At 45.5% G+C, this 20,861-nt stretch carries 17 protein-coding genes; 12 read left to right on the forward strand and 5 right to left on the reverse strand.

The features are described 5' to 3' along the window. Window positions 1-35: 35 nt before the first annotated feature. The gene (locus tag NE473_RS18115; RefSeq protein ID WP_155560858.1) at window positions 36-1,145 is read right to left on the reverse strand and encodes a glycosyltransferase family 4 protein; all 1,110 of its coding nucleotides are present in this window, start codon (window positions 1,143-1,145) and stop codon (window positions 36-38) included. 378 nt (window positions 1,146-1,523) lie between these two features. On the opposite strand from NE473_RS18115, the gene NE473_RS18120 reads away from it, so the two are divergent. The 12 genes from NE473_RS18120 (at window position 1,524) to brnQ (ending at window position 16,097) form a co-directional block, all read left to right on the forward strand. After that, window positions 1,524-2,495 carry a tyrosine-type recombinase/integrase gene (locus NE473_RS18120; protein WP_155560872.1) on the forward strand — a complete coding sequence of 324 codons (972 nt, stop codon included), beginning with the start codon at window positions 1,524-1,526 and terminating at the stop codon, window positions 2,493-2,495. A 241-nt stretch (window positions 2,496-2,736) separates the two neighbouring features. Further along, window positions 2,737-3,306, forward strand: a complete 570-nt coding sequence (locus tag NE473_RS18125; RefSeq protein ID WP_155560873.1) for a VanZ family protein — start codon at window positions 2,737-2,739, stop codon at window positions 3,304-3,306. 523 nt (window positions 3,307-3,829) lie between these two features. Beyond that, on the forward strand, window positions 3,830-5,467 hold the full coding sequence (locus tag NE473_RS18130) for an N-acetylmuramoyl-L-alanine amidase family protein (protein ID WP_243145809.1): 1,638 nt from the start codon (window positions 3,830-3,832) through the stop codon (window positions 5,465-5,467). A 125-nt stretch (window positions 5,468-5,592) separates the two neighbouring features. Further along, a complete protein-coding gene (locus NE473_RS18135; protein ID WP_155560874.1) occupies window positions 5,593-7,170 on the forward strand; it encodes an ICP22 family protein in 1,578 nt (525 codons plus the stop codon). Window positions 7,171-7,211: 41 nt separating this feature from the next. After that, window positions 7,212-7,940 carry a CpsB/CapC family capsule biosynthesis tyrosine phosphatase gene (locus tag NE473_RS18140; RefSeq protein ID WP_138313453.1) on the forward strand — a complete coding sequence of 243 codons (729 nt, stop codon included), beginning with the start codon at window positions 7,212-7,214 and terminating at the stop codon, window positions 7,938-7,940. Between the two features lie 14 nt (window positions 7,941-7,954). Beyond that, window positions 7,955-8,686 carry a YveK family protein gene (locus tag NE473_RS18145; protein ID WP_022030436.1) on the forward strand — a complete coding sequence of 244 codons (732 nt, stop codon included), beginning with the start codon at window positions 7,955-7,957 and terminating at the stop codon, window positions 8,684-8,686. A 5-nt stretch (window positions 8,687-8,691) separates the two neighbouring features. Next, the gene (locus NE473_RS18150; protein ID WP_022030437.1) at window positions 8,692-9,402 is read left to right on the forward strand and encodes a CpsD/CapB family tyrosine-protein kinase; all 711 of its coding nucleotides are present in this window, start codon (window positions 8,692-8,694) and stop codon (window positions 9,400-9,402) included. A gap of 199 nt (window positions 9,403-9,601) precedes the next feature. Continuing rightward, window positions 9,602-10,981: a UDP-N-acetylmuramate--L-alanine ligase gene (murC, locus tag NE473_RS18155; protein ID WP_155560875.1), complete on the forward strand. Its 1,380-nt coding sequence runs from the start codon at window positions 9,602-9,604 to the stop codon at window positions 10,979-10,981. Window positions 10,982-11,257: 276 nt separating this feature from the next. Further along, entirely contained in the window at window positions 11,258-12,508 is a 1,251-nt protein-coding gene (locus NE473_RS18160) for a DnaD domain protein (RefSeq protein ID WP_155560876.1), read from the forward strand. 10 nt (window positions 12,509-12,518) lie between these two features. After that, a complete protein-coding gene (locus tag NE473_RS18165) occupies window positions 12,519-13,514 on the forward strand; it encodes an ATP-binding protein (RefSeq protein WP_006771747.1) in 996 nt (331 codons plus the stop codon). Between the two features lie 71 nt (window positions 13,515-13,585). Then, a complete protein-coding gene (locus NE473_RS18170) occupies window positions 13,586-14,764 on the forward strand; it encodes a ribose-phosphate pyrophosphokinase (protein ID WP_006771746.1) in 1,179 nt (392 codons plus the stop codon). Between the two features lie 7 nt (window positions 14,765-14,771). Then, the gene (gene brnQ, locus NE473_RS18175) at window positions 14,772-16,097 is read left to right on the forward strand and encodes a branched-chain amino acid transport system II carrier protein (protein WP_155560877.1); all 1,326 of its coding nucleotides are present in this window, start codon (window positions 14,772-14,774) and stop codon (window positions 16,095-16,097) included. Window positions 16,098-16,163: 66 nt separating this feature from the next. Here brnQ and NE473_RS18180 read toward each other — a convergent pair whose 3' ends face one another. The 4 genes from NE473_RS18180 to asnS form a co-directional block, all read right to left on the reverse strand. Further along, window positions 16,164-16,382 (reverse strand): UTRA domain-containing protein, encoded by a 219-nt coding sequence (locus tag NE473_RS18180; RefSeq protein ID WP_196411675.1) that lies wholly within the window; start codon window positions 16,380-16,382, stop codon window positions 16,164-16,166. Beyond that, window positions 16,382-18,244, reverse strand: a complete 1,863-nt coding sequence (locus tag NE473_RS18185) for an ATP-binding protein (RefSeq protein ID WP_022030442.1) — start codon at window positions 18,242-18,244, stop codon at window positions 16,382-16,384. Before NE473_RS18185 ends, NE473_RS18180 begins: the two co-directional genes overlap by 1 nt. Before the next feature lie 4 nt (window positions 18,245-18,248). Next, window positions 18,249-19,319, reverse strand: coding sequence for a metallophosphoesterase family protein (locus NE473_RS18190; RefSeq protein ID WP_022030443.1), 1,071 nt, complete (start codon window positions 19,317-19,319; stop codon window positions 18,249-18,251). Window positions 19,320-19,433: 114 nt separating this feature from the next. Beyond that, window positions 19,434-20,825 (reverse strand): asparagine--tRNA ligase, encoded by a 1,392-nt coding sequence (asnS, locus tag NE473_RS18195; protein WP_022030444.1) that lies wholly within the window; start codon window positions 20,823-20,825, stop codon window positions 19,434-19,436. Window positions 20,826-20,861: the final 36 nt, after the last annotated feature.

The raw sequence follows: 20,861 nt of genomic DNA on the forward strand, positions 1-20,861 counted from the left end.
ATCAAAGTATTATCGTTCATCTCTACTTTTTTATTTCAAACCTCTTTTCTATATAATTCCACCGTTTTCTTCACAACATCCTCCCAGTTGTATTTCTTATATATAAAATCGGAAGCCTTTTTCTTTAAATCCATCACATTCTCCGAATGGTCACATGCTTCTTGCAGTTTCCTCCTTAAATCATTCACATCTGACTTTTTGAATATTAGTGCTTTATTTTCGACAACTTCCACACACTCTGAAATGTCAGACACTAAGCAACAATTTCCGTAACCCATCGCTTCCAGAAGACTTAATGGCATGCCTTCCAAGTCAGAGGGCAACGTGTAGATATAGGCATTGCTATACAACTCGTCAAGCATTTGCCCCTGTACGAAACCAGTGAATAGGATTCTGGCATCATCCATCGCCAATTCTTTCAGTTCTTGTATATAAGAATCCGTATCACTGGTTCCACCTGCGATTACTAATTTTTTATCTGTCTTGACCTTTTTAAATGCTTCTATTAAATAGTGAATCCCCTTCTCAGGTACAAGTCGCCCCAAAAACAAAATATAAGAATCTTTAATTAGTCCGTGTTTTTCAATAATTTGTTCCGCTTTCCGAATATTTGGCCGATTTACACCGTTTGGAATAAACCAAGTTCTTCTTCCGTACGTATCTTGGAAATAGTCCTGTACACCTTTGCTTAAAACTATAATTTCATCTGCATATTTGACTGCATTTTGTTCACCCATTCGGATAAATTTAGAGCCAAAGCCAGATTTCCATTTTTCACGTTGCCAATCTATTCCATGAATGGTAACTACAACTCTTTTTCCGCACAATTTCGGCAACAATGAGAAAAAGGCTGGCCCTTCAGCATGAATATGTACTACATCATATTTCCCCAAAGCACTATAAAGAGCTGCAAAAAAAGATGAACTTACAGCCGCAAGACCTTTTCTTTTTATTGTCGGAACAGACTTTTGATGAACTCCTTCATACTCTGCATCACTTAAATGATGGCCAGATCTGTTATAACAGGTCACCTGATAACCGTTTCGTGCCATTCTGGTACAAAGCTCTTTTACAACTATTTCAATTCCGCCTTCTCGGGAAAGACGTTTTTGACCGAACATAGCAATTGCAAGTTTCTTTTCCATATTGTCTCCAATTTATCACTTATTCTTCTATTCCTTTTATCTTACCCCCCGTTACGAGATTTTTTTCTATCTTATCAGTACGTTTTAAGTTCATGTTATTATTCCATCACCTACTGAGTACACATATAGTACATTCTTTTCTATAACCCAAAAATAATTGTTATTATTTGGACTAGACACTTTATCGCCCTATCAATTTATGCAATAATCAAAGCATCAAAGATGAATTTATCAATGCTAAACTTTGGGAGGGAAAAAATATGTCAATAAATTGCAGAGGTCCAGGACAAATTACAGAAATGCTAACTCCTGTTCACTATTCAGACTGAAATAGAACTCGAAACACACCATACACTTACAATGAGGGGGAACCGAACAATGAACTACAATTACGAACAACAAAAAATATACCTGACTGACTTTCTAAACTCTTTATCTCTCGAAAGAAACCTGTCAGGAAAAACCATATATGCATATAAAAGTGATTTATCATGTATGTTTTCATGGTTAAATGAAAATAAGTATGAATTAATAAATCCGCAGTCAATCTCGGACTATTTTCTTTATTTGCAAAATAATAAGAAATTATCTCCGCGATCCATTCGCAGAAAGTATGTTTCGATTAAACAATTCTTTCACTACATAAATGTTGAAAAAGGTGTGAATGAAATTTTTATGAAATTTTCGTCAAGAAAGTTTCAGTTACCAAAATCACTGCCGCGTACCTTATCAAAGATGGAAGTAAATCAGCTGATTACTACTGTTTCAAAAGAATACAAATCAGCTCCAACTGATTTTTACCGGAGACTTTGCTTGAGAGATATGTGTATAATTGAAATACTGTTTTGCCTGGGGTTGAGGATTGGAGAAGTGGCAGCATTAAATATAGAAGATTATGATTCTGGTGAGGCTTCCTTTTTGATTCATGGTAAAGGGAATAAAGAACGGATGCTTTTTATATCATCAATAACCGTAAATCAAAAGCTCCAAAAATGGATTAGAACGAGGCAAGAGTTTAATCTTCAGGACGATGCATTATTTGTTAACAAATACGGAAAACGATTAAGTATTTACAGTATAGAAAATCTTTTTTATAAATATAGAGAATTGGCACATATAAATTCTGAAGCAACTCCTCATTACTTGCGGCATAGCTTCGCAACCCAGTTACTAAATAATGGAGCAGATATCAGAGCGGTTCAAGATATTTTGGGGCATAGCAGTATTGTTACAACTCAGATTTATACAGAGGTATCATTAAAAAGAAAAAAAGAAGTGCTGTTAAATTATAATGGGAGAAATTTTATTAATTTACCAGAAGATAGTATGATAGAAGAGTGGCTAAAATAGTTATTAAAAATAAGAATATGATATAATACTGCAATCAATAAAAAATTATGTTATAGTAGAGGACAAAATGTATTTTGCAAAAAAATACTGGAATCAATTTATAGAACAAAAAAATAATGGTCTAATAGAATATAAATTTTTTCGGTAGCGATAAATCATATATTTATTCAGATATAAAATAGTGAATACATATGATACTAATTACAAATGGTTTAGAAATTTTTATTGAAAGGCAGTTAATATGTTTGATTTACTTGATAAAGCTATGTGGGGCTACATAATAAAGGATATAGGAAAAGAATTAGAATATCTCCCATACGCCCTGTTTTTGAGTATAATTGTGTATTTTGTGTTTAAAATTATTTTGCGTAAAAATAGTAAATCGCTCTATAATTTTTATAAAGTAATATTTTTAGTTTATTTATTTGCGCTGGTACATATTACATTGTTTGAACGTGAACCGGGTTCACGGACAGCAATTAGCCTTACCTTATTTGAAACACTAGGAGGTTCCAGAAATAATGCATATGTTGTCGAAAATGTACTTTTGTTTATCCCATATGGTTTTTTACTTGCGATTCTTTTTCGTCCAATGCGTAATTTCGTGTTATGTCTTGCGGTAGGCGCAATGAGCAGCTTGACAATTGAAACAGTTCAATTACTTACCCAAAGAGGATACTTTCAAGTAGACGATATTCTCATGAACAGTATTGGAACAGTGATTGGCTGTGCTGTTTTTTTGATAACAGCTGGAAGTTATCGCGTCTGTAAATGGATTATTACAAAGTATTGTGAGTCTGCAAAAATTTAATCTGTTGATCATCATCGGATAATTTGTCGTAGGTTGTCGAAACGTGGACTGAGCAATAGAGGATTATGATCAGGGTTAGAATACAACAGACAGAGAAACAAATAGAACCATATAAAATAGATGTAAGCAGCATATATTTAGCTCCTTTCATTCTTACCTCGTAAGTTGCATGATTACCTAATATAATATAGGTTTTATTTTATTAGATTATACTAGATATGGAAATAAAACATAAAAAATAATATAAAATCCGTAATCATTTATAGATAGAGTAATCAACTGTAGCATCATAGAAGCGAATATTCGGGTAAAATAGCAGAATCGTTAAATATTATAACGATTCTGTTTTTACAAGTATGATTGAATAATTGCATATATTATACACTTAAAACATATTATAAGCAGATGTTTTAGACCTAAAATGCTTGCAAAATATGGAAAGGTGAGTTAATATAGTCTCAACGGGTTACATATTCCGGAAAAACAATTTTAGGAAAAGGATTTTTGAAAGGAGAATGCAATTATGAGAATGAAGAAGCTGGCTGTTATGGCATTAGCAACAGCGCTCTCCGTAGGTTCTGTCATGACAGCATCGGCTGCATGGTTACAGGAGGGAAGCAACTGGAAATACCAGAATGATGATGGTACATTCCAAACAGGAACATGGTTTAGAGATGTAGACGGAAGATGGTATCATTTCGATAACAACGGAATTATGCAGAAGGGCTGGTTCCAGGATGCTGACGGTAAATGGTATTTCATGGCTTACAACGGCGTTATGCAGGTCGGCCTGATCAAAGTTGACAGTAGTGTCTACTTTATGAATCCGAGCGGCGATTTATTTATCGGCGATAAGGAAGTGAATGGTAAAGTTTATAATTTTGGTGTTAATGGAACAACAAATGGACAGCCTAATGTGCCGTTAACTGCTACTTTTGGCGGCAATGGTAATCAGTCACTGTCAGGTGGCGGCGGTTCTTCGTCACCGAGTTCCAGCTCCAGTTCTAAGTCAAAGTTAAAGACCGTTGCTACTGTAGCTGATTTAAACGCACTGGCAAAAGAGGGCTATACAAACCTTAAGTATGCTACAAACGATGGCGGAGCAGTTACCTTATCAGAAGTAGATGATGTAGATTATTCAAAAGTTACTTTAACTGTAGATGCTCCTAATCAGAGTATTACTAATGAAATTACATTCAAACAGGTAACGATTGAAGCCGTTAAGCCTAACACCTGGAATGAAAATGCAGGAAACAAAATCGTGTTAAACAGCGATGCACGTATCGTAAATAATAGCGAGGGTACTGTGGTTAATGTTGCTAAAGCAAATATTCAGGTAAAACTGGAGGGTGACACAGCAACAGGATTGAATGTCACTGTATCTGGCACAACCATTATTGCAGATGTTCCGATCGTTGCGACTGTTAGTAAGCCTGTTACTCTTGTAGTTAATGAGACTAGTGGCTCTTCTGTAGCGGTTACCGAGCCGGTTACAGTTGAGGTGAAATCATCAAATCCAACTGATTCAGGGAAATTGGATATTACCACGACTGCAAAAGCTGAAATTAAAACAGCGATTCCTGCCACTATTACAGCATCACAGGAGATTACATTAGTAGTTACCCACAGTGCAGCTGCATCAGGGACTACGGTTAAATCTGCGAACAACGATGCAGATGAGGCGGTATCTAAAACAGAAATAAAGAATGAGTCTTCTGCAACAGTAGAGGTTGAAATTAAAAATTCAGATGATACAACTGCAGAGAAAAAACCAGTTGAGCCTGAACCAACTAATACTACAGACAAGCTTGTAGAAGAAGGAATTAAAGCAGCAGTTGCTTCTGCTAATAAATCTTCCTATATTGGCGCTAGTATTGAAGATAAAACTATTAATGTAACGATTAAGCAGTCAAACGCCACGTTAATAGACGCTCTTCCTACGGCTAGAACAATTTTAAGCATGTTTAAATCTGTAGATGGTGTTAAAGATATTACGGTGGACGGTGATCCGGTCAATAACGACGAGGATATGTTAAACTTTGCCAGAAAGCTTTACAGCGGAAGTACAAAGTTCGAAGCGGTAAAGGGATCATCCTATACAGTAGAAGTATCATATAAAGACGGTAAGACACCGCTGACCTATACTGTAAATATTAAATAAGTGTATATTTTATTTTCTTAAAAATTATTAAAATAGGGTGGCTCCCAAAGGAACCGCCCTATTTTTAAGTATAGCTGTATAAGAATTTTATCAAATAAAAGCAGTAATCCAGTGTGGGGCAAATTATGAAAAAACGAACAAGGACTGCAGGAATCTGCAGCCTGTTATCACTGCTGTTCTCGACCATTCTGGCGAGCACAATTTTCTGTATCACTGCTTATGCCGGCAGTATTAATGGTAATGAGCAATCTATTGTATCTGTCATCCACGGTCAGTTTGAGCAGGATGGCGTCGTGTATAAAGTTCGACAGGAGTACATCAATTCTGCAGTGAGTTATTTGCAGCAGGATGATGTAGACTTGACTGCAGAACAGGCTCAGGCTGTTATATCTGAAATCTATTCCAATGTGCAGACTGGTGTCGAAAGCGGCTATTTAGAGCCGATCGGGCAGGCAGTGCCTGAGGAGACGACCGCGGCAGAGGAACAGTCCGGCGGAGCGGCCGGCGAGACTGGAGTCAAGGACACAGATAAAGAAGGAAGCGGAACAGAGAATCAAGATGTTTCTGAAACAAATCCGGATGAACAATTAACGGATCCCCCTGAGTCGGACAGTCCGGCTGAGATCGAGCCGGAGGAGAATTCTGAACAGGTTACAGAGGCGGAGATACCGGAACCTCCTGAAGTTATTTCGATTCTGGAGTTGGTAGACAAGGCTCCTCCGCAGTCATACGAATATTTATCCAGGGATACCGATGCGCTTATGGCGCGCATTCACATTCCCTATCTGACGGTTATATATTTGATTATTTTAATGGCCGCTGTGATTGTGGTCATTGCAGCCATTTCATTTATAAAAAAGCTTCTTGTGAATCATCGTCGCAGAAAGCTGCGAAAATGTTTAAAATATATACTGGCAGCGGAAATTGGTGTGCTGTCCGCCATTTGTTTTACGGCAGCAGGCGTCTGGATCGGGGCGTTTCAGGACAGCGCTGTTTTAAATAAACTTGCGGATACGGGATATTACCGAACGATCTTTGAGGAGCTGCGGCGTGATACTTCTATCTCGTTTGCACTTTTAGATATCCCGGACAATGTGATGGACGGCGCAATTACATATGAACGCGTTGTAATGGCGGCAAGACAGCAGGTGGAGAGTGATCTAAGCCAGGGCGCCTATCAGGCGGATACGTCCGTTCTGACGGGGCAATTGGAGGCAGATATCAGATCATACCTGGAAGGCAGATCAGTTACCATGACGGAGCAGGCTGAGATTGGTCTGAATGAACTGATGAATCGCCTGGATCAAAAGTATACATCACTGCTTAAATGGCCATTCGCTGAATGGTGGATAAAAATGAGAACAGAATTTTTTGCTTTTGCAAAGACGGCATTGCCGCTTTCACTGCTTTTGGCCATTTGTTCTCAGGCTCTTATGATTGGCCTGAACCACTATAAGCACCGTGGCGTTATACTGGGAGGGAAAAGCCTGGTAGGCGGTGGGGTGATTACCGCAGCGGTATTTGGTGTGGGCATGGCGATGACCAGTCAGAACCTGCCGAAGATGACTCCGGATTATATGGAGCGGTTTTTCAAAATATACAGCAGCGGGTTATGCAAAACCGGAATGCTTACAGGAGCGATCGGAGTTCTTCTTGGAATTATTGTCCTGGTGGCTGTGCATACCTGGAAGGACAGTAAGTAACAGTTAATGATTACACAAAAAGAAAGGGAACGGTAAGAAGGATGGATTTATTCGACATTCACTGCCATTTGATTCCCGGAGTGGATGATGGTTCACAAACGATAGAAGAGAGCCTGGAGGCAATGAAACTGGAATACGAGGAAGGCGTGCGCCATATTATCTGTACTTCCCATTTTTCAGCGGATTGCGGGCCCGGCTATGGCGCTAAGCTGCAGGAGGCATTTGAGCAGTTGAAAGCGCGCCTGAAGGAAACTCCGTATGGAGGTGAAATGAGGCTGTATCTTGGAAACGAACTGATGTATTCCGAAAGCCTTCTGGAGTGCCTTGACGAGGGGCGTGCGAGAACGATGGCGGGCAGCCATTACATCTTAGTAGAGTTTTTACCCTCTGTCCGTTATGAGGAATTGTATAAGGGCTTACGAAAGCTGGAATCCGGCGGCTATATACCGATACTGGCTCATATGGAACGATACAAGTGTCTGTATAAGGAGATGGATCGACTGGATGAATTGAGGGACCTGGGGATTTGTCTTCAGGTAAACAGCTCCAGCTTATTTGGCGGAGTGTTTGACACTGCCAGCGCGGTGGTTCGGAAACTCTGCAAATCGGGGCGAATTCATTTTCTGGCGACAGATACCCACGGTACCCATTATCGCAAACCACAGATAAAAAAAGCAGCGGCATGGATGAAAGACAATTGTCCTGAGCCGGTTGCAAAAGGGATTTTATGCGGGAACCCAATGGCGATACTGGAGGATAAATTATTTTGATTTAGGAGAAAATTATGGGAACCAATCAGGATGACGAGATTGAAATTGATTTAAAGGAACTATTTTACGTAATCAAACAGAAACTGTGGATTATCCTTCTGACAGGTATTGTGGGTGCCGTCAGCATCGGACTTTATACTGCCATGGTGATGAAACCTGTCTACACGTCCTCTACGATGCTCTACATCGTAAATAAGACGACTACGCTGACCTCTCTGACGGATTTGCAGCTTGGTACCCAGCTGACGAAGGATTATAAGGTCCTGGTAACCAGCCGCCCTGTTACGGCGCAGGTTATTACCAATCTGGACTTAAATTTGAGCCATGAACAGCTGGTGAAAAAAATTAAGGTGGACAACCCTACCGATACCCGCATCCTCACTATCTCAGTGGAGGACACAGACCCCTATATGGCAAAATCGATTGCTGATGAGTTTGCGTCTGTTGCATCAGCCCGTATGGCTGAGATTATGGATTCCGTTCCGCCCAACATTGTGGAGGAGGCATATCTGCCGACTCAGAAGACAAAACCGAGCATAACGAAGAATACCATGATCGGCGGTATCGCAGGAATATTCCTTGCAGGAGCAGTCATTCTTGTCCTGTTTGTGATGAATGACGCGATTAAGACGCCGGAGGATGTGGAGAAATACTTAGGTCTCAATACGCTTGCTACTATACCGGTTTTTGAGGATGAAACAGGCGCAAAAAAGAAGAAATCCAAACGGAAGAAGAGCAGGAGGTAAAGAGGATGCAGAAGGTTTTATTGCGTAAACACGATAAGCTGGATTTCAGGGCAAATGAGGCGTTTAAAACGCTGCGTACCAATATCCTGTTTTCCGGACACGATACAAGAGTTATTACGTTGACAAGTTCGACACCGAACGAAGGAAAGACCTCCATTTCTTTCCAGCTGGCTGCCTCTTTTGCAGAAGCGGACAACCGTGTGCTGTTTATTGATGCGGATATCCGTAAATCAGTGCTTGTGGGCCGCTATAAGGCGGAGGGAAACAAGTTTGGACTGACACATTACTTATCCGGACAGAAATCGACGGATGATGTAATCTGCAGCACCGATATTAACAACCTGGATATGATTTTTGCCGGTCCCGTTTCACCAAATCCAACCGAGCTGTTAAGCGGCGAGTTATTTGCAGATCTGATCGAGAGTGCCCGGGAGAATTACGATTACGTGATTATTGATGCTCCGCCTTTGGGAAGCGTAATTGATGCAGCGCTGATCGCCAGACACGTAGATGGGACAATTATCGTCGTTGAGAGCGGAGTAATCAGCTATAAGATGGTTCAGCACGTAAAAGAGCAGCTGGATAAGGGTGAATGCCGTATCCTGGGTGTTGTATTAAATAAGGTGGACTTAGAACGTGATTCCTACTATGGAAATTACTATGGTAAATACTATGGAAAGTATTATGGAAATTACGGGGAAGAAACGAAAAAATAAGACAATATATCATTGAATTCTATACTCAAAGATACCCGCAGAGAATCGCCGCTGCGGGTGTTTTTCGTTTATTCCTCCCGAAAACGTAGCTTTTCTGCCGCTTTTTCGATATAATAATAAGAAAGAGTTGACTTTACCGCAGAAAAGCAGTAAAAGTAAGTGGAATAAAATTAAAAACATAATAAGGATGGAAAAAACGATGTATCAGATTGATTTTCATAAACCGGAGAATATACATTTTATAGGGATCGGCGGCATCAGCATGAGCGGGCTGGCCGAAATACTGATCGATGAGGGATTTTCTGTTTCCGGCTCCGATTCTCATGAATCAGAGCTTACGGATCATTTAGCCGCAAAGGGAGCCAGGATTGCGTATGGTCAGAGGGCGGAAAATATTGTTGATGGGATTGATGTAGTTGTTTACACTGCGGCAGTCCATCCGGACAATCCGGAATTTGCAGCGGCCATGGAAAAAGGGCTGCCGATGCTGAGCCGTGCGGAACTACTGGGGCAGATGATGAAAAACTATGAGAACGCGGTCGCAGTATCCGGAACCCATGGAAAGACCACTACAACCTCCATGATCACCGAGATCCTTCTGGCTGCTGATGCAGACCCGACAATTTCCGTAGGCGGTATCTTAAACTCCATCGGAGGCAATATCCGGGTGGGAGGACCGGAGCTTTTTGTGACGGAGGCCTGCGAATATACCAACAGCTTCCTGTCATTTTTTCCGACCATTGAGGTGATTTTAAATGTGGAGGCCGATCATCTCGATTTCTTCAAGGATTTAGACGATATCCGCCGCTCCTTCCGCCTGTTTGCAGAGAAGCTGCCGAAGGACGGCATTCTGGTCATTAACAGCGATATAACGGAGTATGAAAAGATTACAGAGGGGCTGCCCTGCCGTGTCATCACATTCGGCAAAGAGGAGAGCAGCAAATACCGTGCGGAGCACATCCGATTCGATGAACTGGCAAGACCGGTCTTCGACCTGAGTGTGGATGGAGAAACCGTGGATACCGTAGCTTTGGGGGTTCCCGGTGAGCATAATGTGTATAACTCCCTGGCGGCCATTGCTGTGTGTATGGAACTGGGGATATCTCTGGAGATGATAAAGAAGGGACTGTGGAAATTCACGGGTACAAACCGCCGCTTTGAGAAGAAGGGAGAACTGGGAGGCATCACCATTATCGACGATTATGCCCATCATCCGCAGGAAATCAGCGCCTCTCTGGCGACAGCGCTGAATTATCCGCACCGGAAGCTGTGGGTCGTATTCCAGCCTCATACGTATACGCGGACAAAGGCCTTTCTTGACGAATTTGCAGAGGCCCTGTCCATGGCTGACGAAGTAATCTTAGCAGATATCTACGCCGCCCGCGAAACCGACAATTTAGGCATCAGTTCCAAAGATATTGTCGACAGAATCGAGGCAAAGGGGGTAAAAGCCCATTATATTCCGTCCTTTGATGAAATAGAAACATTTATTTTGGAAAACTGTATACACGGTGATTTGTTGATAACTATGGGGGCCGGAGACATTGTAAAAGTGGGAGAAAAGCTGTTAGGTAATTAGTTATCCACATTATCCACATAGTTTTCAACATTTTATGTAAAGAAGCTATGTGGATTTTTTAATTAACATAAATTATTGACTTACAATTTTAGAAATAACGGATTTATGCGGCATTCGACACAAATCCCCATAATTTTTAAGATTATGTATACCTGGTTTCCACATTATCCACATTATCCACAATTACTTTGGTGGATAACTCCCCCTATTTCTTTTTAAGGGGACTTATGGTATACTATGAGCACTTGGTGAGGCAGTTCACGTACAGGGTACAGGATGAAAAGTGAGGTTATGGCGGTGGATTTTAAAAGCAGTTTTAAAGTGAGTGCGACGTTGGTAGCCAACGAGTTTATTGATACATATATGGCATCGGCCAATGGGGAGTATATCAAGGAGTATCTTTTTGTGCTTCGCCATGAGGGGGAAGCGGTGACGGTCTCCATGATCGCGGATGCCGTTAACCACACGGAATCAGATGTAACACGTGCGTTGTCTTACTGGAAAAAGCTGGGGGTTCTGGAGACGTCTGTGGATAAAGTCCCCGTCGATGGCCCTGATGTGGATAAATGGCCTGCGGCGGCTCAGACGGCCTGCGCCGGCGGCATGATTACGGAAAGTATGGAATCTCCGCTGAATGGAGCGTTTCCAGAGGCCTGTGTGGCTGTACAGTCCTCTTATGACTACGTGGAGAGACCGGTAAAGGGAAGCGGCACCGGTACTGCTGCGTACGGAGAAGCGGCTGTCCCGGAGAAGAGGGAGGCCGTCCTTACTGCCCCGGAACCTGCCTCGGCGCAGGCCCCGGTTAAAAAGACAGAGCCAAGGCCTGTTTATTCCCCGGAGCAGATCAGCGGTCTGGCGGGGGATGAAGACTTTTCCCAGCTCCTTTATATTGCCCAGAAATACATGAATAAAGTCTTTACGCAGCGGGAGTGTGAGGTGTTTGCCTATCTCTATGACGGTCTGCACATGACGGCGGAGCTTCTGGAATACGTGGTGGAGTACTGCGTGCAGGGAGGCCACACCAGTATCCGCTATATCGAGACTGTGGCAATCAACTGGCACGAGTCCGGGCTTAAGACGGTGGAGGATGCCAAGGCATATGCTTCTTCCTTTACCCGGGATTCCTTTGCGGTGATGAAGGCCTTCGGTTTAAATGACAGAAAGCCGGGCGATGCAGAGCGTGAGATGATTGACCGCTGGTTTAAGACCTACGGGTTTACCAGGGAGCTTGTCCTGGAGGCCTGTAACCGCACTCTGACGGCCACACACGCGCCCAGCTTCAAATATGCGGACAAGATCCTTTCGGGCTGGAAAAAGGCCGGTGTGTGCTCCTTAGAGGACGTGAAACGGCTGGATGAGCAGCATGCGGGGCGGACAAAGGGCAAGGGAGGCGGCAATGGAGCCGGCACCCAGGAGTACAGGGGAGGCGGGAACGGCCGCGGACGAAGTACCAACCAGTTTCAGAACTTTCCTCAGAGAGAGATCGATTATGATGCTCTGGTGCTGCAGCAGTTAACAGAAAATTAAGGAGGGAGCCATGTCGCTCAGCAATTCTCAGTATGATGCCATCATGCGTACTTATCAGCAGCAGCAGCTGCAAAACCGCCATGAGCAGGAAAACAGAATAGCGGAAGTTTATAAAAAGATACCTGCCATAAAAGAACTGGACGACTCCATAAGCTCCTGTGCGGTAAAGAGCGCCAGAAGGCTGCTGGACGGTGATCAGGGGGCGTTAAAGGAACTGAGGGCGGAGATTGCGGATTTGAGGGAACAGAAGAGCGTTCTGCTCCGTGCATACGGATTTTCGCCTGACTATATGGAGATGCATTATAAGTGCCCGGACTGTCAGGACACCGGCTACTCGGAAGGCAGGAAGTGCCACTGCTTCCGGCAGGCCGAGATGAAATACCTTTATGCCCAGTCCAACATTGAAGAGATTGTAACACTTGAAAATTTTTCTACTTTTTCTTTTGAATATTTTGATGACTCGTCGGTACTGCCCGTCCTGGGAAGAACGGTGAGGCAGTATATGAAACAGGTAGTGGAAACGTGCCACCGGTTTGTGGACGACTTTTCCACGGAACACGGCAATCTGCTGTTTACGGGGCCTACAGGGGTTGGAAAGACCTTTCTGACCAACTGCATTGCCAGAGAGCTGATCGACCGCTATTATTCCGTGATCTATTTATCAGCCAATGATCTGTTCGAGGTATTTTCAAAAAACCGCTTTGAGTATCAGGCGGAGGAAGAGATAAAAGGCATGTACCAGTACATTCTGGACTGTGATTTACTGATCATCGATGACCTGGGGACGGAGCTCAACAACAGCTTTACCTCGTCCCAGCTGTTTTACTGCATCAATGAGCGGCTGAATTCATCGAAGTCCACGATTATTTCCACGAATCATCCGCTGAATGAACTGAGGGACCGTTACACCGAGCGCGTGACTTCCCGCCTGATCAGCAAATATACGATTATTCCGCTCTATGGCGACGATATTCGCCTGCGAAAGAAAGCAAAACGCGCTGATTAACTTGACTATTTCGGCGCATAATGATATAAAAGAACCGTTGTAAGACAAATGGATACGTTGGAGGAGAAGAAATGTTATACGAAGAGAAGACGATTGAGACGATTCCGGTGGGCCCGCTGGGATTAATTCCGCTTAAGAGCTGTACGGAGCTGGGAGCCAAAGTAAACGATTATCTGGTGGACTGGAGACGGGAGCGTGAAAGCGAGCACAAGTCTACGATTGCATTTTCCGGATATCAGAGAGAGTCCTATATCATCGGGGCCAGCACACCGCGTTTCGGTACGGGAGAGGCGAAGGGAACGCTTTCCGAGTCAGTCCGCGGAGACGATTTGTACATTATGGTCGACGTGTGTAACTACAGTCTGACCTATTCCCTTTGCGGGATGACAAACCACATGTCTCCCGATGACCATTTTCAGGATTTAAAACGAATCATCGCGGCAGCGGCCGGCAAAGCTCGCCGTATCAATGTGATTATGCCGTTCTTATATGAGAGCAGACAGCACAAGAGATCCAGCAGAGAATCCCTGGACTGCGCACTGGCACTTCAGGAGCTGACCAATATGGGTGTTGAGAACATCATTACCTTTGACGCTCACGACCCGAGAGTACAGAATGCGATTCCGTTAAAGGGATTTGAGACGGTTCAGCCGATTTATCAGTTTATCAAATATCTTCTGAGAGAAGAGAAGGAACTGCAGATTGACAGCGACCATATGATGGTGATCAGCCCGGATGAAGGCGGCATGGGACGTGCTGTATACTTTGCCAATGTGCTTGGTCTCGACATGGGTATGTTCTATAAGCGCCGCGACTATACACAGATTGTCAATGGACGCAATCCGATCGTAGCGCATGAATTCCTGGGCAGCAGCGTGGAAGGGAAAGATGTAATTATCGTGGACGACATGATCTCTTCCGGCGAGAGCATGCAGGATGTGGCGAAGGAGCTGAAACGGCGTAAAGCGAGAAAAGTCTTTATCTGCTCCACCTTCGGTTTATTCACCAACGGCCTGGCCAAATTTGACGAATACTATGAGAATGGAACCATCGACAGGATTCTGACGACGAATCTGGTATATCAGACACCGGATCTGCTGTCCAGACCGTATTATATCAATGTGGATATGAGCAAGTATATCGCACTGATCATCGATAATCTGAATCATGACGCTTCCTTGAGCGAGCTGCTCAATCCTACGTCGAGAATTAACAGGCTCCTTGACCGTTACCGTGCGGGTGACAGGTAGGAGATCGATGGAACGATTGTCGAAACGGAACGTCTGTCTGGTAGGACTGACATTATTCTCCATGTTTTTTGGGGCGGGAAATCTTATTTTTCCGCCCTTTTTAGGCGCTATGGCAGGGACGAATACCTGGACAGCCATGGCAGGCTTTGCGGTGACGGCCATTGGATTTCCGATTCTGGGCGTGATTGCAGTGGCGAAGGCCGGCGGACTTACCAGTCTGGCGGGCCGGGTCCATCCCGGGTTTGCGTCTGTTTTTACGCTCCTGATCTATTTGTCCATCGGACCGTGTCTGGCAATTCCCAGAACCGCCAGTACCTCGTTTGAAATGGCTGTAATCCCGTTTCTGCATGGCCGCGTTTCTGTGGGGATGGCTCAGCTTCTGTATTCGTGCCTGTTCTTTGCCATTGCGTTTCTGGTGGCTTTAAAGCCGGATAAGCTGACAGACCGGCTTGGGAAAGTGCTGACTCCGTGTCTGCTGACTCTGATAGCGATTCTGTTTTTCGGCTGCATCTTAAAGCCGGCTTCGGTGTCTGGTTATGGGGGGCCGTCTGAGATGTATCAGAAGAATCCGCTTGTGAAGGGATTTCTGGAAGGATACTTAACGATGGATACCATAGCGGCTCTGAATTTTGGAATTATTATTTCTCTCAATATCAGCGCTCTGGGAGTGAAGGCGGAAGCCTCCATCATAAAAGAAACGATAAAGGCCGGAGTGATTGCCGGCGGTATCCTGGTTCTGGTATACGCCGCTCTGGCTCATATCGGTGCGGTCGCGGGAGGCGCCTTTGGTTCTTTTGAAAACGGTGCGCAGACCCTGAATCAGATGGTGCGTTTCCTGTTTGGCAAGGCAGGGCTGATTATGCTGGCGGCTATTTTCTTTATCGCCTGTCTCAATACCTGTATAGGTCTGATCAGCTGCTGCAGCCGGTATTTCTGTACGCTTCTGCCCCGGATCGGATACCGGATGTGGGCGTTTATCTTTGCTGTTGTCAGCCTGATCATAGCCAATGCCGGACTGAACCGGATTTTGGAGATATCCGTACCAGTGCTAAATGCAATCTACCCTGCGGCTATCGTACTGATTCTCCTCTCGTTTCTTTTCCCTGACGGGAAGCGGTGGCGGCCGGTTTACGTCTGTTCCATCGTTCTGACCGGAATTACGAGCGTAGCAATGGCTCTGTATGAAATCGGCATAACGCCTCTGGGACGCGTGCTGCTCCTGCTTCCCCTGCACAGTCTGAATCTGGAATGGATCAGTCCTGCGGCGGTGGGGATTGTAATTGGAGTATTGGTTCATTTCAGAGCGAACAAAAGAAAACTGCTTTTTGATTAAAACCATGGGGCTGGATCCCAGTGGTTATTCTCAAAAAGCAGTTTTTTGTTTTGCCCGGCAGTTCTATTACGAATTACTAAATACATCAAAACTAAACTGGTGCGCTTCTCCGGATATTGATTCAATACTTAGTTCTATGGGGACGTCATACTGGTCATAGACAATATTTTCGATCACCAGTAGCGCTGTACCTTCCGGGACCTCAAGGGAGGCTGCCAGCTGCGGGGAAGCGCTGCGGGCCATGATGGACCTTCTGGAATGGGCGGTATAATCCTGTCTGCACATCAAATCTCCACCAGATGATAAGGGATCAGATTCGCGGTCAGCATCTGCGCCTCCCTCTGATGGCATGTAAAGATAATTATCTGCCCTTCACAGGCCTTCACGAGCCATCTCAGGGCCGTCCTCAGCCGGTCATCGTCATAGAGGACAAAGCTGTCATCAAAGATCAGCGGCATCTCCCCGTGGTCCCCGATGATCAGCCTGGCGGCAGCCAGTCTCAGCGCCAAGTATACCTGGTCCATGGTTCCGCTGCTGACCTGCTCTAACGGAACCAGCTTGGTCTTCGTATTGAGAAACACATTCAGGTTCTCATCCACACTTAAACTGGTATAAATCCCCCCTGTGATCCCTGCGATCAGGTCCGATGCGGTCTTATTTAGATAGAGACCGAAGGAATCCCGGATGGAAGAGGAGAGCGTCGTCATAGTCTCTAACGCCAGATCAATGGCGGCCAGTTCCTCGCGGATTCTGTCGTTTTCTGCCAGGATATGCTTCAGGCCTTCTGCCTGGGTCTTGCAGGCGGAGAGGTGCTCCAGCTTCTTCTCCAGCTCCCACTGTGTCTTCTGCTGTTTCTCAATGACTTCCCCGCAGGTCTCCTGCCTCCCCTGAAGTTCCGTGATCTCGGCAGCCTTCTGCTCAATCGCGGTTTCCGACTTGGCAATGGCGGAACTCAGCCGTGTAAATTCGGCCATTCTGGCCTGAAATGCCCGCATGGCGTCCATGGAGATGGCAGTGTCGCCCAAATGCCTGGAAAATATCTCCTGCAGGACCTTGGCGCTTAATTCCATGTCCTTCTGGCGATGGCGCAGACGAAGGTACAGGATAAGGCCGATCAGATAGAAGATAATGGCGGCCCCCACCGCCGCGGCGATGCAGACCAGGGAATCCATCCCATAAGCGGCTGTCAGGTAATTGCTGTCACCCAGATAGTAGACTGCGCCGGCACCGCACAGCAGCAGGGTGGCGATAACGAGCGAGAGCACCGAAAGGATCTTTTTCGATTTCCTGCCGCAGACCTCCTTCGCCTCCGTATACTCGTCAAAGGTCCCCTGTGTCTTGATGGAATAGGCGGTAATGGAATCCTGGTCGGTAAACTGATTATTAGCCAGGACCTGTTTGCCTCTGGCCACTTTCTGGATCAGCTCTTCCTTTTCCTTCTGCTTCACTTCCAGTGTATCCTTTACCTCCACGCGCATGCGCTGGTAAGCCTGAATCTGATTCTCATATTCAGGTGAGGCAATCTCTTTTTCCGTATTGCGGATCTCGCTGAGCAGAGAGGTATAGGTGCGGGCGGCCTCCGGAACCATCTGGGATTCCAGTTCCTTGTGCTGGCTCTTTAAAAAGGAAGTAGCCTTTGTGATATTAAGCGCGATATTGCCGGTCGTATTTAAATTGGCGATGTAATTCTTAAGCTCAGACACCATGCCCTCATCGGTAGCGCTTTTTAACTGGCCGATGCTGACCGTGTTGTTGTAAGCCGTCTCACTTAAACCGCTTAAAAGGTCGTCGAGAAATGCCTTCGTCGGTTCGATCTCACGTCCCGCGGTCTCGTCCACCACCTTAAATTCTTTCTTGTTCTTCTGAAACGTCCGTTCAATGCGGTAGATGTGGTCCTTATGCTCCAGCCGCAGCTGGCCCTCGTAGGTGCCGCTGTTCTCCCACGGCTCGAACTTGGAGTACAGATCGTTTCTGGAGGCCCGTCCGCGCTGTTTTTCGATGCCGAACAGCATGCCTCTGATAAAGGTATGGATGGTGGATTTGCCGGCCTCATTCTTGCCGTAGACGATATTCAAGCCGTCCTCGAAGGAAAGGTTCCGCCCGTGAAATTTTCCAAAACCGTTAATATAGATATCCAGAATTTTCATTCGGTCAGCTCCTTTCATCCGTAGTGCGCAGCAGCGCGTTGATTCCGTAATACAGCGCCTTCTTTTCTACCTGGCTCATCTCCGGCTTTTGAAGGGCCTGAATATAGAAGCCGATCATATCGCTGGGATGCTCCGCGAACAGCGCTGAGAAATCGTACTGCGGTTCGGATTCATCAATGATTTCCATTATTTTAAAACGCGTGGACAGCATGTCTAAATCAAAGGAGATGTCGGGATCACGCATGCCGCGGATGCGGAACCGGAAAATATTCTCCGGTCCCCGGTTCTGAATCTCCTGGGTAATTTTCATGGCCAGCTCCGTGTTGGTGGTGGCTGTGGTCACGTTGACTGCTAAGGAGATGTACTGAAGCCTTGCAAGGGGAACAAATTTTAAAGAGGTTACCATGCGGGTTACCTCGTTGATCTCACCTACAAACATGCCGTGCTGGCCGGCCTCCGTCTTGTCGAGCGGTTCCGGTGACCCGGAAAATGCCATACGGTTTTCGATCAGCACCTCCGGCTTATGAATATGTCCCATGGCAATGTAGGAGAAATCCAGTGCGCCCATGGCCCCCTTGTCAAAGGGAATGTGGTTGGCGTCGCCGCCGTGCCCCAAAAGAACGTGGATTCTGCCGTTGTTTGGCACCTTCAGATGGTCCAGGCGGTTCTCGGGAATATCCGTGGTATGGTAGGAGAAGCCATAGACCTCCGTGTTGATCTCCTCAAAATAGACGCACTGCAGCTCCTCGTCCATCAGATAAGTCACATTGGGCGCCCAGGTAAAGCTTAAGAGTGCGGAATTATTCCGGATGCGGTCGTGATTGCCTGCGATGATGACGACGTGAACACCGGGTATCGTAGAAAACAGATAATTGACTTCTTTTAAATCCCTTGCCAGCGGCTGGCGGTGAAATAAATCGCCGGAAATAAACAGGCAGTCGGCTTCCAGCTGTCCCGCCTGTGCGACGGCTTTCGCGAAGGTATCTTTGATATCCTGGGAGCGTTCCTTGCTCCAGGGCTTATCGCTGTCCGGGCTCATGCCCCAGTGAACGTCTGCTATATGTACGAATTTCATAGTCATCACCTCATAGTCCCTCAGTTGTTTCCGGCGCCGTTTTTTTTATCCGGCTTTCCCAGTAAAGATACCACAAATTCCCTGCCGGAAAGGTAGGGAATTTGTGGTAGAATTCTAGAGTTCACAGTTGTTTACGGTTCTTGGGAACGGGACAACGTCGCGGATATTGGACATACCGGTTAAATACATAACACAGCGTTCAAATCCCAGACCAAAGCCTGCGTGGCGGGTGGAACCGTACTTTCTTAAATCGAGATAGAACTGGTAATCCTCTTTCTTTAACCCCAGCTCGTCCATGCGGGCTGTGAGCTTGTCGTAATCGTCCTCTCTCTGGCTTCCGCCGATGATCTCGCCGATACCCGGAACGAGGCAGTCAACTGCAGCCACGGTTTTGTTATCCGGATTCATCTTCATGTAGAAGGCCTTGATCTCCTTCGGATAGTCGGTTACGAAGACCGGTTTCTTGAAAAGCTGCTCTGTTAAATAGCGCTCATGCTCGGTCTGTAAATCGCAGCCCCAGAATACCTTGTAATCGAATTCGTCGTTATGCTTCTCTAAAAGCTCTACGGCCTCGGTGTAGGTGACATGGGCGAATTCGGAATTTAATACATGGTGGAGACGGTCTAAAAGGCCTTTATCCACGAACTGGTTAAAGAAATTCATCTCCTCCGGAGCGTGATCCAGTACATAGCCAATCACGTATTTTAACATGGACTCTGCCAGTTCCATATCGTCGTTTAAATCGGCAAACGCCATCTCCGGCTCGATCATCCAGAACTCGGCGGCGTGGCGGGTCGTGTTGGAATTCTCCGCACGGAAGGTTGGCCCGAAGGTGTAGACATTGCGGAAGGCCATGGCATAGGTCTCTGCGTTTAACTGACCGCTTACAGTTAAGTTGGTCGGTTTGCAGAAGAAGTCCTGGCTGAAATCCACTTTTCCCTCGTCGGTCTTCGGAATATCGTTTAGGTCAAGCGTCGTCACCTGGAACATTTCGCCGGCGCCTTCGCAGTCGCTTCCCGTGATCAGCGGGGTGTGTACATACACAAAATCGCGCTCCTGGAAGAACTGGTGAATTGCATAGGCGATTAAGGAGCGGACACGAAATACCGCCTGGAAGGTATTGGTACGGGGACGTAAATGGGAGATTGTCCTCAAATATTCAAAACTGTGTCGTTTTTTCTGCAGTGGGTAGTCTGGCGAAGAAGCGCCTTCGATGACGATTTCTGTCGCCTGAATCTCGAATGGCTGCTTGGCTTCCGGTGTGGCGACCAGCGTGCCTTTGATAATCAGAGCCGTTCCGACGCTCAGCCGGGAGATTTCAGAAAAGTTATCCATGGTGTCATGGTAGACGACCTGAAGTGTCTCAAAATAAGTACCGTCACTTAAGACGATAAAGCCGAAAGCTTTGGAATCCCGAAGGCTTCTGACCCAGCCGCCGACGGAAATCTCTTTGTTTAAATACTGTTCCCTGTCCTTATATATTTGCCTTACTGTCACTAAATCCATAATGATTTCTCCTTTTGATATGATCGCATACTTATT

It is taken from the genome of Hungatella sp. SL.1.14, assembly GCF_024460495.1.
GTDB classification, from domain to species: Bacteria; Bacillota; Clostridia; order Lachnospirales; family Lachnospiraceae; genus Hungatella; species Hungatella hathewayi.